The sequence below is a fragment of the Salinicola sp. MIT1003 genome (assembly GCF_001858555.1).
Lineage (GTDB): Bacteria > Pseudomonadota > Gammaproteobacteria > Pseudomonadales > Halomonadaceae > Salinicola > Salinicola salarius.
Genome location: NZ_MCAP01000055.1, coordinates 157891 through 171370 on the forward strand (window position 1 = coordinate 157891; position 13480 = coordinate 171370).

13 protein-coding genes and 1 tRNA gene are annotated in these 13480 nt (G+C 58.4%); 10 read left to right on the forward strand and 4 right to left on the reverse strand.

What is annotated here, in order from left to right; translation table 11 throughout:
* Positions 1-150: 150 nt before the first annotated feature.
* The 3 genes from BC443_RS14955 to BC443_RS14965 all read right to left on the reverse strand — a co-directional run bounded on the left by BC443_RS14955 (position 151) and on the right by BC443_RS14965 (position 3897).
* A complete protein-coding gene (locus BC443_RS14955) occupies positions 151-2310 on the reverse strand; it encodes a TonB-dependent siderophore receptor (protein ID WP_071232631.1) in 2160 nt (719 codons plus the stop codon).
* 228 nt (positions 2311-2538) lie between these two features.
* A complete protein-coding gene (locus BC443_RS14960; RefSeq protein WP_071232632.1) occupies positions 2539-3285 on the reverse strand; it encodes a 4'-phosphopantetheinyl transferase superfamily protein in 747 nt (248 codons plus the stop codon).
* 3 nt (positions 3286-3288) lie between these two features.
* A complete protein-coding gene (locus tag BC443_RS14965) occupies positions 3289-3897 on the reverse strand; it encodes a hypothetical protein (RefSeq protein WP_083387437.1) in 609 nt (202 codons plus the stop codon).
* A gap of 83 nt (positions 3898-3980) precedes the next feature.
* Here BC443_RS14965 and BC443_RS14970 point away from each other — a divergent pair.
* The 3 genes from BC443_RS14970 to BC443_RS14980 all read left to right on the forward strand — a co-directional run bounded on the left by BC443_RS14970 (position 3981) and on the right by BC443_RS14980 (position 5617).
* Positions 3981-4057 (forward strand) — tRNA-Ile (locus tag BC443_RS14970).
* 97 nt (positions 4058-4154) lie between these two features.
* Positions 4155-5216, forward strand: coding sequence for a site-specific integrase (locus BC443_RS14975; protein WP_071232633.1), 1062 nt, complete (start codon positions 4155-4157; stop codon positions 5214-5216).
* A gap of 71 nt (positions 5217-5287) precedes the next feature.
* Positions 5288-5617, forward strand: coding sequence for a hypothetical protein (locus BC443_RS14980; protein WP_071232634.1), 330 nt, complete (start codon positions 5288-5290; stop codon positions 5615-5617).
* Between the two features lie 37 nt (positions 5618-5654).
* On the opposite strand, the gene BC443_RS18680 is transcribed toward BC443_RS14980, so the two are convergent.
* Entirely contained in the window at positions 5655-6557 is a 903-nt protein-coding gene (locus BC443_RS18680) for a hypothetical protein (RefSeq protein WP_139284337.1), read from the reverse strand.
* A gap of 123 nt (positions 6558-6680) precedes the next feature.
* On the opposite strand from BC443_RS18680, the gene BC443_RS14990 reads away from it, so the two are divergent.
* The 7 genes from BC443_RS14990 to BC443_RS15020 all read left to right on the forward strand — a co-directional run bounded on the left by BC443_RS14990 (position 6681) and on the right by BC443_RS15020 (position 13429).
* Positions 6681-6911: a plasmid-related protein gene (locus tag BC443_RS14990; RefSeq protein ID WP_071232636.1), complete on the forward strand. Its 231-nt coding sequence runs from the start codon at positions 6681-6683 to the stop codon at positions 6909-6911.
* A 4-nt stretch (positions 6912-6915) separates the two neighbouring features.
* Positions 6916-7692, forward strand: coding sequence for a helix-turn-helix domain-containing protein (locus BC443_RS14995; protein WP_071232637.1), 777 nt, complete (start codon positions 6916-6918; stop codon positions 7690-7692).
* A 10-nt stretch (positions 7693-7702) separates the two neighbouring features.
* Positions 7703-8188, forward strand: a complete 486-nt coding sequence (locus BC443_RS15000) for a hypothetical protein (protein WP_071232638.1) — start codon at positions 7703-7705, stop codon at positions 8186-8188.
* Between the two features lie 503 nt (positions 8189-8691).
* Complete coding sequence (locus tag BC443_RS15005) at positions 8692-9039, forward strand: hypothetical protein (RefSeq protein ID WP_083387439.1); 348 nt, start codon at positions 8692-8694, stop codon at positions 9037-9039.
* Positions 9040-9147: 108 nt separating this feature from the next.
* Positions 9148-11136 (forward strand): class I SAM-dependent DNA methyltransferase, encoded by a 1989-nt coding sequence (locus BC443_RS15010; protein WP_071232640.1) that lies wholly within the window; start codon positions 9148-9150, stop codon positions 11134-11136.
* Positions 11133-12476 (forward strand): restriction endonuclease subunit S, encoded by a 1344-nt coding sequence (locus BC443_RS15015; protein WP_071232641.1) that lies wholly within the window; start codon positions 11133-11135, stop codon positions 12474-12476. Before BC443_RS15010 ends, BC443_RS15015 begins: the two co-directional genes overlap by 4 nt.
* Positions 12473-13429: a GIY-YIG nuclease family protein gene (locus BC443_RS15020; RefSeq protein ID WP_071232642.1), complete on the forward strand. Its 957-nt coding sequence runs from the start codon at positions 12473-12475 to the stop codon at positions 13427-13429. Before BC443_RS15015 ends, BC443_RS15020 begins: the two co-directional genes overlap by 4 nt.
* Positions 13430-13480 lie beyond the last annotated feature (51 nt).

A 13480-nucleotide genomic window follows, 5' to 3' on the forward strand; every position in this document is an offset into this window, starting at 1 on the left:
ATTTCGGACATAGGCACCCCTGCGCACAGATGGCGTGCGCTGTATGACTGCGTCGGGTGAAATGCGCTTCGGGTGATTCGCGATGAGACGGGCACGTCCCTGTGCCCCACTTGGATCACGCGGCCGGGTTGGCGGCTGCGAAATGACCCGTCAGAACTGGTACGAGACCGTGGCGGTCACGTTACGCTCCGCGCCGAAGTAGCAGTACTCGAGCGAGTTGCACGACGCCACGTACTCCTTGTCGAGCAGGTTGCCGACGTTGACTCGGGCGCTGACACCCTGCAGCCCGACCTGGCTCAGATCGTAGCCCACTGCGGCATCCACCAGGGTGTAGTCGGGAACCGTTTCGGTGTTGGCGCGATCGGCATAGACATCCGCGTAGTAACGCACGCCGACGCCGACATCCAGTCCGTCGAGCGCGCCGTTGTCGAAGGCGCCGTTCTTGAAGGAATAGTGGCCCCACAGGCTGGCCTGGTGGCGCGGCGCATAGATGGCGTAGTTGCCGTCCTCTTCCGGGTCGTCGCTCTTGGTATAGCGGATGTCGGTATAGCTGTAGCCGGCCTGCAGGCGGAAGTTGTCGGTCAGCCAGGTGCGGGCCTGCAGCTCGACGCCCTGGGAGCGGATCTCGCCCACGGAGCGATAAGGGTCGTTGGGCTGCTCCTTGGTGGCCACGTTCTCCTGATTGATCCGGAACAGCGACAGGGTATAGAGATCCCGGCTGCCCGGCGGCTGATACTTGAGCCCGGTTTCCCACTGTTCACCCTCCATGGGTTCCAGCAGATCGCCTTCCGCGTCGACGAAACTGGTCGGCGTGAAGGCGGTGTTGTAGCTCAGGTAGGGCGCGAGGCCATTGTCGAACAGGTAGAGCGCGCCGACACGACCGCTGAACTGGGTGTCGTCGAGTGTGCTCTCGGTATCGTTGTAGTGATCGGTATTCTTGATATCGACCCAGTCGTAGCGGCCGCCCAGGGTGAGGCGCCACTGATCGATCGCCATCTGATCCTGCAGGTAGATCCCGGTCTGGCTGAGCTCATGACGCTCGTCGTTGGTGACCCCAATCTCTCCGATCGGATCGGCGCCGTAGCTGGGGTTGAAGGCATCGAGACTGGGGAAGGAACCATAGGTCCAGGTGATGTCGTTCTTGCGCTTCTGATAATCCACGCCGACCAGCAGGGTATGGTCGATGAAACCGCTCTTGAGCTTCGCTTCCACCTGGTTGTCGACGGTCCACGCCTGCAGCGATTCGCGGCCGCCGGAATAGTAGCGGTTCAGTTCGTTGGAGTCCGGCGATACCCAGCCGAAGCCGTAGACCTGGTTCAGCTCGACGTCCGAGTTCAGATAGCGCAGCTTCTGACGACCGGTGACGTTGTCGCTGAAGCGATGCTCGAGGTTGTAGCCGAACATGCGCTGGGAGCGCTCGAACTTGTCGTAGTCGTCTTCGCCGTCGAAGAAATTGTTGCTGATATGTCGGCCGTTGTGGCGGCTGACGGCGCCCTCGTAGGGCACGCCGGAGTGATAGCCGCCTTCCGGATCCTTCTGCAGATAGGCCATCAGCGTGATAGAGGTGTCGTCGGTGGCGTCCCAGGTGATCGAGGGCGCGATGGCGTAGCGCTCTTCTTCGACGTGATCGAACTGGGTGTCCGCCTTGCTGCCGATGCCGACCAGGCGATAGGCGACGCGCCGCTCGACGTCCAGCGGGCCGGAGAAATCGAACGCGGCGCTGCGCTGGCTATTGGTGCCGGTGCTGAAACGCAGCTCGTTGCGATTCTCGAACAGCGGCTTCTTGCTGGTCAACGCAACCAGCCCGCCGGGCGACGAGCGGCCATAGAGCACCGACGCCGGCCCTTTAACGATTTCGACGTTATCCAGAAACCACGGGTCGATCACCATCGAGCTGTAGCCGTTGGCGTCGCCCATCACCTTGAGCCCGTCGAGATAAGTATTGCTCAGGCTGCCGTCGGAGAAGCCGCGCATGACCAGATAGTCGTAACGATTGGAGGCCCCGACCTGATTGGTGTAGACCCCGGGCGTGTACTGCGCGGCTTCACGCAGCGTACGCACGCCACGTTCGTCCATTTCCTCGCGATCGACATTGGAGACGGTCTGCGGGGTTTCGACGATGGGTGTCTCGGTCTTGGTGGCGGCAGACTGGCCGGTCACCGTGACGGTATCGAGAGAGGTGCCGCTGGCCGCCGTGCCGGCGGATGCCGTGGTGGATGTCGTATCGTCACCCGTCTGCTGGGCCCAGACTGGAAACGACAGGCAAGCGCAGGCCAGTGCACTTACCGGGTAACGCAGAACATGATGCATGAATGACGGACTCCCCTTGAATGAAACTCGTTCTTATCCATGGACGTTGCCCAGAAGATGACGGAGGGGAATCGAATTCCTGAACCGAAATGACAATTATTTACAATAGCCCGCTTCAGGCGCTATAAGACGCGGCGGATGGGAGCCGAGGATTTGGCGAAGAGGGAAGAGGGAAGAGGGAAGAGGGAAGAGGGAAGAGGGAAGAGGGAAGAGGGAAGAGGGAAGAGCTCAGGATCGTGAGGGGACGGCGATCAACGTCATCAGATAGTCATCGATTTTCGCGATCTGCCCGGATAGACGCGCACCGGCTGGCCACTGAGGCGATAACGTCTTGAGCAGTTCGATCGACGCCGCGCCCGCCTCGGCGTTCCATTCGATCAGGCGGGCATGGGGGAAGTAGAAGCGCTGCCCCACCAGCGGATAGAGCGCCTTGAACAGGCTCTCCTTGAGCGAGAACACCAGGGTAAGGAACTCTCCCTGCCGCTCGGCGGGCAGCCGGTCCAGCCAGGCCAGCTCCGAGGCCACCAGAATCTGTCCTGCCAGCCGCCGGGCGCGTTCGCCACTCATCACGACCTCGGCGTCCAGTCCGACCCCCTGATAGGCTGCCCGATTGGCGACCACCGCCGCAGCCAGGCCTCGGCTATGCGTGATCGAGCCGACGGTGCCGGCTGGCCAGGCGGGGAGCTGTTCGGCGTCCTGCGCTGGTGTCGAGGACGACCCGGTCAGCGCGGCAAGCGCGCGCCGAGCGGTGAGGCGGCCACCCAGGAACTCCGCCCGACGCTTGGCTGCCGCCGTCGTCAGGCGATCAGGCAAGGCCAGCTCCCAGGCGTCGAGGTTCGCGTCGCAAAGCGTTTGGGGTTCGAAGCACAGCGCGCTGAACCGGGCATCCGGCAGCGCGAGCCGCCAGGGCCACTCGCTCCGTGGCGAGTGGCAGCCGGCGGGTAGCGTCTCGAACGGGGTGACGGTGTCAGGCATCGCTCAACGGTCGACCAGCACGGCATTCAGTTCGACCGGCACCTCGTCGCCGATCTGCTGATACCCGATCAGCGACAGGATCGAACGCACGGTCTGGTTCTTCATCAGTTCCTTGCCATCGAGCGAGACCGGCTCGGCATTGCGCGCGCGCACCACATCGGCCGCCTCCCGGGTGAAGCGCACCGGCAGCTTCTCCTGGCGCTGCTCGCCGTTGGATTCCGTGCTCAGCGTGAGTATCTCGACCGTCGACTGACCGACCCCCAGCGAGTTGATGCGTTCCGGCGGCAGGCGAGTGACGACCGTGACCAGCGTCGTGCTGGTGAGCGAGGACATCCACGACGGCAGCTCGCCAAGGGTATCGAGCACGTCGGTCTGGTTGAGCCGGATCGGCAGTTGCAGCGTGCCATCCGCGCTGATCTGGCCTTCCATGCGGCGCAGCGAGTGCTCATGGGGAATCGACTCGCCGCCGCTGGTGATTTCGGTCACCGTTGCCGTGACCTGGGACTGTTCGGGATCGAGCTGCCAGGCCGCCAGCGCCACGCCGTGGAACGCCGTCAAACCGGCAGCCAGACCGACACCCATGATACGGCGGATGATCGTTTTCGATGACATCGTGTCCTCCCTAGACGTGCAAACCTTCAACAGCGGCTGGCCTGTGCCGGCCGCTTTGGTTATCATACGGCTCCCGCGTTTCAGGGCCTATAGCTCAGTTGGTTAGAGCAGGGGACTCATAATCCCTTGGTCGCTGGTTCGAGTCCAGCTGGGCCCACCAATGAAATCAGCAGCTTACGAATTATCTCTGGTGAGTCCCATAGTCCAAGGGTACAGTTTCGGTACAGTGCCGATCCTTCAGCCCCCTGGAGACTTTCATGGCCACCATCGTCAAGACCCCTGCCGGTAGCTGGAAAGCCGTCATCCGCAAGACCGGCTGGCCCACCACCGCCAAGACCTTCCGCACCAAGCGAGACGCCCAGGACTGGGCACGCCGCACCGAAGACGAGATGGTGCGTGGTGTCTATATCCAGCGCAGTGCCTCGGAGCGCATGACGCTCGAAGCCGCGCTCAAGCGCTACCTGGCCGACGTTACCCCCACAAAGAAGCCCAGCACCCAGAAAAGCGAACGCCACAAGGCCAACACGCTGATCGAGCACTTGGGTAAGTATTCCCTCGCAGCCCTGACGCCGGAACTGATCGCCAACTATCGCGACACCCGCCTGAACAGCATCGGCCATCGTGGCCAGCCTATCAGCGCCAATACCGTGCGCCTGGAGCTCGCCTTGCTCGGCCATCTCTACACCGTGGCCATCCAGGAATGGGGTCTGGGCCTGACCTACAACCCCGTCCAAAATATCCGCAAACCCAGCCCTGGAGAAGGGCGCGACCGGCGCCTGAGCGCCGACGAGGAGAAGCGCCTGTTCGCCGTGCTACGGCAGCACAGCAATCCCATGTTGGCCTGGATCGCCAGAATCGCCCTGGAGACGGGCATGCGCTCCTCAGAGATCCTGACCCTCACTCGCGCCCAGGTCGACGTGAAACGCCGCGTGGTGCGACTCACCGACACCAAGAACAACGAAGCTCGCCTGGTGCCACTGACCCAGGCCGCCACCGAGGTGTTCAAGCAAGCGCTGAACAACCCAGTGCGCCCGCTTGACTGTGACCTGGTGTTCTTTGGCGAGCCTGGAAAGGATGGCAAGCGGGGCCCCTACGCCTACACCAAGCTCTGGAACCAGGCGAAGAAGAAGGCCGGGCTCGATGACTTTCGCTTTCATGATCTACGCCATGAGGCCGTCAGCCGGCTGGTGGAGGCCGGTCTGTCCGACCAGGAAGTGGCGGCGATAAGTGGGCACAAGTCGATGCAGATGCTGAGGCGCTATACCCACCTTCGGGCCGAGGACCTGGTATCGAAGCTGGACAGGCTTGCGGAAGGGTAAGGCGCGACTACCTGCGAAAATCAGACAAATATCTAACTTTCAGCACGTTTTGAGCGAGAGGAGAGACGGTGATGCCGTTTTTGAAAATCAAGAAACTGGATTATGGAAAGATCTACAACGCCTATAAATTGGCCCCGTATTCTGACAAGCAGGCTCTGCTTAGAGAAGCGGATGAGAAGTTTGGTCTTGACTTTGATCCGGAAGAGATTCTGGAAATGATCATCGATGAGATAAATGAAAAGCTATCTGATGACGATGAGCTTTTGGAAGTGACGAAGAGTCTCTATCTCAAGTGGCATGAAATTGCCGGGAAGCTGAAAGCGGCTGGATTTTCTGAGCAAGCTGAATTAATGGTCCCGGCGATCAAGGAGTGTGGCTATGATACTGGTGGGCTAGGGTAGAGCCTGCTGTTGATGGAAATTTCTATAGTAATAATGGCTAGTCTGGGTCGGCTTGATCGAAGTTTTCCCACACAGCCAGGTCCTCTGGATCAATGGGGTAGCTGGAAGTTCTAATCTCCCTCCAGTATTCAATGAACCCTTCGGTTTTCATCTTTATCTTTGAGATGTTCTGCCTGGAAGCACCTAGCTTCCGGGCTATCTCTGATTGCGAGAAGCCATCCATAAGCAAGTCCATTACAGCAATGTCCTTGTCTCGTATGTGAAGCTTGGTCATCCTGTAGGCGACCCACCGTGAATGTTGGCGCTGCTCAAAGTCTGTTATGTTGTAGTAGTAGCCTGTCCTGGTGATGGTGCGTAGGTTGTCATAGAAGGCTTTCCTGTTGTTGTGATCGGTCCTGTACATTGAGTCAGGGTTTCGTGGATCATGATCTGCGCAGAACCTCTCGGTTTTAAGACTTAATTTCTCACCATCGTGGAGTTCCTGGTGAGCTTGGCTTCTTTTCCAGCAAAGCTCACAAAAGGGTGGTCTGCCACCCTTTCTATAATATGGTGACCTTGTCTTAGAGAAGTAATAAGAAGATATCTTCATAGGCCGCCGGTCATCGCAGAATGAGATTACGCTTCTAAGGATGTCGATGTCAGCGGCCCGCAGGCGAGCATTATATTTCTTGAATATTGAAGATAGATATAAATCTGCCTCGTCGAAGCTGGTTCTTTTGCAGAACGCCGAGAATCGTTCCCCCTGGAAGAAATTTTCTGCTCCATTGGTGTTCAGCAATAGCTCCAATGGCTGGTCAAAGTGATCACCGAGAAGTGACCAAATAGACCAGCGTCTGGATCCAGTGGTGTATGACTCCGTGACATTGTCACGAAATCCCTGGAGAGCTACCTTGAGCTCCTCTGAACAGCCTTCGACTGGCTTGATTTCTTCTAGGTCCATACAGCCTGCCCTACAGACGACGTTTTTTTACCGATGTCAACCAAATTTACATATACTGTTCCTTTCTTTCAAGCATTTTGGGGCTAGATTACGCAAACCAACGTAATCAATGGATGCTGAACGATGGAAGATACCAAGGTTGCTATCGAACGTTCTCTACTCGACAAATATGGCCCCCTTATCAGCTTGGGGCAGTTGGCTGAGCTGTTGCACCGGAGTCCGGATGGTCTCCGAATCGCGATAAATCAGTCGCATGACTATGCCTACGAGATCAAGAAAGCCCGAGTCAGAATTGGTCGCAGGGTGTATTTCCGCACTCCGCAAATTGCTGAGTACATCGCCTCAGCCGAGTGAAGCCATGAGTTACCGCGCTCTTGAGTGGGCCATGGAGGTCACTTTGGCACCGGCCACCAAGATGATCCTTGTGGTCCTTGCATGGCATGCCGATGACGACGGCGTTTGTTGGCCCAGCGTGTCAACGATTGCACGTAAGAGCGGTTCTTCGACAAGGACCGTAAGGAGAGCCATAAAAACGATGGTTAATCAGGGTGTTATGGAAATAAGGCCAGGTTACGAAAGGCGCGGTAGACAAACGTCGAACACTTATCGCCTCTCTGTGGATAAAGCCCCTGACAATTTGTCACCCCTAGGGGTGACAGAATGTCAGGGGGAGGGTGACACGGGTGTCACCCCCGGGGGTGACATAGCTGTGTCACCCCTAGAACTAACAGAGGAAGTAAAAAAGGAAGTTGGCAGCAGGCCTGTGGATAAGTGTGGTGGTGAAGCAGGGCAGCAGCTACCTGGAGCAAAGCTCTACCCTGAGACTCCAGAATCGCTTAGGAGCGGTGAGAGGGCCCTGGTGGCTCGCTTACTGGAAGAGGTATCCGGGGAAGATGCCGTTTTGCTGATTGATGAATTGAGTGGTGCGTTACGGGCGGGAGCGATTAGTGGTTCACCTGTGCGGTGGTTTGAAGGCCTTTTGCGAAAATATCGCAAGGGGGAGTTTGAGAAACATTACGCGTGTTTTGAAGTGGTGAACTTCAAAGGCGAAAATTTGAGGATGAGTCGAATAGAGTCTTTGGAAGGAAGGCAGGGATTTTTGAAAGTCAAAGAACAGCTAGTATCTGGAGATTAATAGGTGACATATGAAGTATCGTAAGCCGCATAAAGGGAAAGAGTGGAAAGATGCCGATGACGCTCCTGAGCTTGGCGAAAAATGGCTTGAAGGTGCGCATTGCTATCTTGGCGATCATCTGCTAAAGAAAGGGCGTGGTCATCCGCCGCTTGATAATCCTGATGAAGTGATGGGTGAGGTGATTAGCGGTGGGACTAGCTATGAAGACAAGTTGGTCGATCATGGCATCCCAGCACTTTTAAAGTTGATCAATGTTGCTCAAGGGCATAGCGGGCAGTCTCACCACCTTCGTCGATTACTTCTTGGTATATATAACGGTGACGAGTGGCCATTCGAGTTGCAGCGTCTTAGAGCTTTGGACAGGGAACTCCAGTTTGACAGTCTGCTGGTTGTAGAGCTTGCCACCTTCAGTCCCTATGAGGTTCATACGCTTGTCAAAGATGGAGACTCAGTGATGAAAGAGTTCTGGCGGCGTGAAAGTGGCCAAGAGGGCTGAGTCGCCAACGGCCAGGGCCGGGGCGCTATCCACCAGCTAGGGCTGCCTGTGCGTGTGTCAATGCCACTGCGTGCCCTGTAAGCGGCTGTGAGGAGAGATATAGAAGTAGGAAGGGGTAGGCATAGGGTAGGGCTTGAAATCGTCTCAGGAGGCTTTTGAGGCGAGTTGAGGTCGGCTAGTCATCTCATTTGGCGTTCAAAAAGCTGCGAAGCAGCAGCTGTGTGGCGACTCATAGCGAAGCGATGCTGCATTTTACTTCATTTTGAGAGATTTTATTTCATTTTGTCTCATTCTAGTTCATTTGCGGGATCTGGGCCTGAAATGAAGCAGAGTGAAGCAAAATGTGTGATGGGCCAATGGCAGGATGTGCATTGTAGGCCTACGCCGCAAGCGGCTAGCCAACAATGCAATGCGCTTACTCGCCCAACGGGCTCTACGCTGTCCTGCTCTGCGAGGCTGAGCGGCTACCGCCGCTGTAGGGTAGATCGACTATGGAGATAATGATGGGAAGTCAGACACGCATAAGAAAGCAGTGCATCAAAGTATGGGTGGATAAGCGCGAGAAAGAAGAAATCGAAGATAACGCCAAGGGCTGTAATCACAGTGCATCATCGTTCCTGCGGAACTTGGGGATGGGGTACACGCCCAAGTCGATGATTGATCATAAGGCGGTGGGTGACCTGATGCAGCTCAATGGTGATTTAGGCAGACTTGGCGGCTTGTTAAAAATGCTGCTGTCAAATCAGGAGGATTTTGTCGGTCATGAGGACAAGATGGTGGAGGTATCTAGCCTTCTGAATGGGTTGAATGATTTAAGGAATGAAATAAGAGAGAAGGTTGGAGCAATTTGATATCGCGAGGAAAGGTAGGCTTCTACGCATCCTTTCCCCTCCCTTCGCTTCACTGTGTATGATGGGCCGCATCCATCATCATCAGCAGCAAGAACGTGGGGAAGCATCGTGAACACGGAGAGTCATTCTCAACTGGCGGCCTTCATCTGGTCCGTGGCGGACCTGCTGCGCGGCGATTTCAAGCAGTCCCAGTACGGCCGCATCATCCTGCCCTTCACCCTGCTGCGGCGCCTGGAGTGCGTGCTGGAGCCCACCAAGGCTGCGGTGCTCGACGCCGCCCACGCCCACCAGGCCAAGCCCGAGGCGGTGCGCGAGAAGCTCTTGCTGCGTGCGGCAGAGCAGCCCTTCTTCAATGCCTCGCCGCTGATCCTGGGTACGCTCTCCGACACCCAGACCGCCGACGACCTGATGAGCTACGTGCAGTCGTTCAGCCAGGACGCCCGGGAAATCTTCGAGCACTTCGAGTTCGAGGGCTTCGTCCAGCAGCTCTCGGCCAGCAACCTGCTCTACCAGGTGGTGCAGCGCTTCGCCGCCATCGACATGAGCCCGCAGCGGCTGACCAACTACGGCATGGGCCTGGTGTTCGAGGAGCTGATCCGCAAGTTCGCCGAGAGCTCCAACGAGACGGCGGGGGAGCACTTCACCCCACGCGACATCGTCCACCTGACCACCTCCCTGGTGCTCACCGGCCAGGAGGAGAAACTGCGTCCCCACGGCATCGTCACCGTCTACGACCCCACGGCGGGAACCGGCGGTTTCCTCTCCGAGAGCGACGAGTACATCCAGCAGGTCAGCCGCGACGTCACCGTCTCGCTGCACGGCCAGGAGCTCAACCCCGAGTCCTACGCCATCTGCAAGGCCGACATGCTGATCAAGGGCCAGGCGGTGGAGCAGATCAAGCTCGGCAACACCCTATCCGACGACCAGCTCCCCGGCGAGCACTTCGATTTCATGCTCTCCAACCCGCCCTTCGGCGTGGAGTGGAAGAAGGTCCAGAAGGCGATCACCGACGAGCACAACCACAAGGGCTATGACGGCCGCTTCGGCCCCGGCCTGCCGCGGGTCTCCGATGGCTCGCTGCTGTTCCTGATGCATCTGGTGAGCAAGATGCGCGCCCGCCAGGAGGGCGGCTCGCGCATCGGCATCATCCTCAACGGCTCGCCGCTGTTCACCGGGGGTGCCGGCAGCGGCGAATCGGAGATCCGCCGCTACCTGCTGCAGCACGACCTGGTGGAGGCCATCGTCGGCCTTCCCACCGATCTGTTCTACAACACCGGCATCGCCACCTACGTGTGGATCCTCTCCAACCACAAGCCCGCCGAGCGCCGCGGCCAGGTGCAGCTGATCAACGCCACCGGCCGGGCCAGCAAGATGCGCAAATCGCTTGGCAGCAAGCGTCAGTTCGTCGCCGACCGCGACATCGAGGAGATCGTGCGCCTCTACGGCGCCTGCCAGGAGAGCGAGGAGAGCAAGCTCTTCCCGGTGGAGGCCTTCGGCTACCGGCGGATCACCGTGGAGCGCCCGCTGCGCCTCAACTTCCAGGCGAGCCCCGAGCGCCTGGCTAAGCTCGATGACGAGAAGCCGCTCCAGAAGCTTGCGGAGGGCGAGCGCGAGGCGATCAAGGCCGCCTGCGCCACCCTGGACCCGGAGCAGCGCTATACCAACCGAGACGCCTTCACCAAGGCGCTGAAGGCCGCCCTCAAGCAGCACCTGCCGGAGGGCATGAAGGTCGGCGCCCCGCTGCAGAAGGCGATCCTCAATGCGCTCTCCGAGCGCGACCCCGAGGCGGATATCTGCCTGGACAAAAAGGGCAACCCCGAGCCCGACAGCGGCCTGCGCGACAACGAGAACGTGCCGCTGGACGAGTCGGTGTTCGACTACTTCGAGCGCGAGGTGAAGCCTCACGTGCCCGACGCCTGGATCGACGAGGAGAAGCGCGACCCGCTGGATGGCCGCATCGGCATCGTCGGCTTCGAGATTCCCTTCAACCGGCACTTCTACCAGTTCACCCCGCCGCGCCCGCTGGAGGAGATCGACGCCGACCTCAAGGCCTGTACCGACCGGATCAAGCAGATGATCGAGGAGTTGTCGGCATGAGCTTCCCACAGTACCCCGAATACAAGGACTCCGGCGTTGAGTGGCTGGGGGAGGTGCCGGCGCATTGGGGCATTCAACCGCTTAAGCGGCATTGCGATGTTATGCCGAGCAATGTTGATAAGAAGTCGGTAGAGGGCGAACAATCAGTCCTTCTATGCAACTATACAGATGTGTATTACCACGATGATATTGTTCAAGGCATGAGCTTCATGCAAGCGACTGCCTCAGGGAGTCAGATTGAAAAATTCCCCCTTCTGGCAGGCGATGTGATTTTCACTAAAGACTCCGAGTCATCAGATGACATCGCTATTGCCGCACACGTACCTGAAACGCTGCCAGGTGTAGTGTGTGGCTACCATTTATCTATTGCGAGACCACACCCTTCTATTATTGGCCTGTTCTTGAAGCACTACTTTGATTCTAGATCTGCAAAATCTTACTTTGCTGTTTCAGCGAACGGCTTAACGCGTGTAGGCCTGAGTCAGTATGCGTCAGATAATTTGCCTACCCCCTTGCCTCCCATAGAAGAGCAGGCCACCATCGCCGCCTTCCTCGACCACGAAACCGCCCGCATTGATGCCCTGGTGGAGGAGCAGCAGCGCCTGATCGAGCTGCTCAAGGAGAAGCGCCAGGCGGTGATCTCCCATGCCGTCACCAAGGGGCTGGACCCCGATGTGCCGATGAAGGACTCCGGGGTGGAGTGGCTGGGGGAAGTGCCGGCGCATTGGGTAGTGGCGCCGATCAAGATGTTTTTTAATTTTTTGGATGGAAAAAGAATTCCACTGAAATCTGAGGACCGAGGTGGCCGCCAGGGCGAATTTCCCTACTATGGTGCTTCAGGAGTTATTGATTGGATAGATGGTTTTATTTTCGACAAGGACCATGTTCTTGTTTCCGAGGATGGGGCTAATCTTCTTGCGCGCTCCTCCCCCATTGCCTTTGTTGCTAAAGGGAGGTATTGGGTGAACAATCATGCCCATATCTTGGAGCCCATAGATGCGAATTTGGAATACTGGGCTGAGGTGATTGAAAATTTAGATCTGTCCATTCATGTGACGGGGTCTGCTCAGCCCAAGCTGACTAGCGAGGCTTTGGGTTCTATTGCTGTGGCATCACCTCCTTCTTCTGATGAAAGATTGAAAATAAAAGAAAAAATCACCGGGGCCGATAAGGTAACCAAAGAGCTGATTAAAGAAGCAGTTGATGGGATTAAGCTGTTACAAGAACGTCGCTCCGCCCTAATCTCCGCCGCCGTCACCGGCAAGATCGATGTGCGCGGCTGGAAGCCACCGGCGGGTTCACCGGCCCCCACTGAAACCACCCAAACGGAGGCCGTATGACGCAGGGGCGCAGCATCCGGCTCTTCCTGGTGGACGGCACGCCCAACGGCCTGCTCACCGCCGAGATCATGAACTGGACCGGCCACGTGCTCACCGGGCCGCGCAGCAAGCTCAGCGAGCTGGTCCAGCGACCTGAGTGCGGCCGCACAGGTATCTACTTCCTGGTTGGCCCCGACCCCGAGAATAGCCTGCGCCCGCTGGTCTACATCGGCGAGAGCGACGACGTCGGCACCCGCCTCAAGCAGCACAACCGCCCTGAGGCCGTTTCAGGCTCAGGAGGCGGCAAGGACTTCTGGGAAAAGGTCTGCTTGGTTACCAGCAAGGACCAGAACCTCACCAAGGCCCACGTGAAGTACCTGGAGAGCCTGCTGATCCAGAACGCCGGCCAGGTCGGCCGCTGCAAGCTGATCAACGGCACCGCCCACGAGTACATCAACCTGCCCGAGTCGGATCGCGCCGATATGGCGTTCTTCGTCGAGCAGATCCGCACCGTGCTGCCGGTGCTGGGGTTCGACTTCCTCCGCGAGACCTCGCGCCCCTCGCGGATGCCGGAAGAGGCCCCAGCGGCAGAACCAGAGGCCTCGCCCCGCTTCACCCTGGAGGTGCCACGGCACGGCATTCGTGCAACCGGCCAGGAGATCGACGGCGAGTTCTACGTCTTCAAGGGCTCCCTGGCCCGGGGCAGCTGGGTCGGCACCGAGCGCGGCTATCAGAGCCTCTACAACCAGCTCTGCGAGGACGGGGTGCTGGTGGAAGGCAGCAATGGCACTCGAGTGTTCAACGAGGATCAGAGCTTCAGCAGCCCCAGCGCCGCCGCGGCGGTGGTCTCCGGGCGCAGCGCCAATGGGCGCATCTCGTGGAAGGCGGAGGGCAGCGGCATGACCTACGGCGAGTGGCAGGACCAGCAGGTGAGTGCAGCAGCGGCGCAACCTGAAGAGATGGCGCCAACCTGATGGGTGAGACTTGGCAGCGGGCCTTTGCGTCCTTATACTGCTTCGTAACAA

Coding starts and splice junctions, on each gene's coding strand:
- BC443_RS14960 (WP_071232632.1), bottom strand. CDS start 3,285: ATGCCTGACACCGTCACCCCGTTCGAGACGCTACCCGCCGGCTGCCAC.
- BC443_RS15000 (WP_071232638.1), top strand. CDS start 7,703: ATGAAGTATCGTAAGCCGCATAAAGGGAAAGAGTGGAAAGATGCCGAT.
- BC443_RS14995 (WP_071232637.1), top strand. CDS start 6,916: ATGAGTTACCGCGCTCTTGAGTGGGCCATGGAGGTCACTTTGGCACCG.
- BC443_RS14965 (WP_083387437.1), bottom strand. CDS start 3,897: ATGTCATCGAAAACGATCATCCGCCGTATCATGGGTGTCGGTCTGGCT.
- BC443_RS14975 (WP_071232633.1), top strand. CDS start 4,155: ATGGCCACCATCGTCAAGACCCCTGCCGGTAGCTGGAAAGCCGTCATC.
- BC443_RS15005 (WP_083387439.1), top strand. CDS start 8,692: ATGGGAAGTCAGACACGCATAAGAAAGCAGTGCATCAAAGTATGGGTG.
- BC443_RS14990 (WP_071232636.1), top strand. CDS start 6,681: ATGGAAGATACCAAGGTTGCTATCGAACGTTCTCTACTCGACAAATAT.
- BC443_RS15020 (WP_071232642.1), top strand. CDS start 12,473: ATGACGCAGGGGCGCAGCATCCGGCTCTTCCTGGTGGACGGCACGCCC.
- BC443_RS14955 (WP_071232631.1), bottom strand. CDS start 2,310: ATGCATCATGTTCTGCGTTACCCGGTAAGTGCACTGGCCTGCGCTTGC.
- BC443_RS14980 (WP_071232634.1), top strand. CDS start 5,288: ATGCCGTTTTTGAAAATCAAGAAACTGGATTATGGAAAGATCTACAAC.
- BC443_RS15015 (WP_071232641.1), top strand. CDS start 11,133: ATGAGCTTCCCACAGTACCCCGAATACAAGGACTCCGGCGTTGAGTGG.
- BC443_RS18680 (WP_139284337.1), bottom strand. CDS start 6,557: ATGGACCTAGAAGAAATCAAGCCAGTCGAAGGCTGTTCAGAGGAGCTC.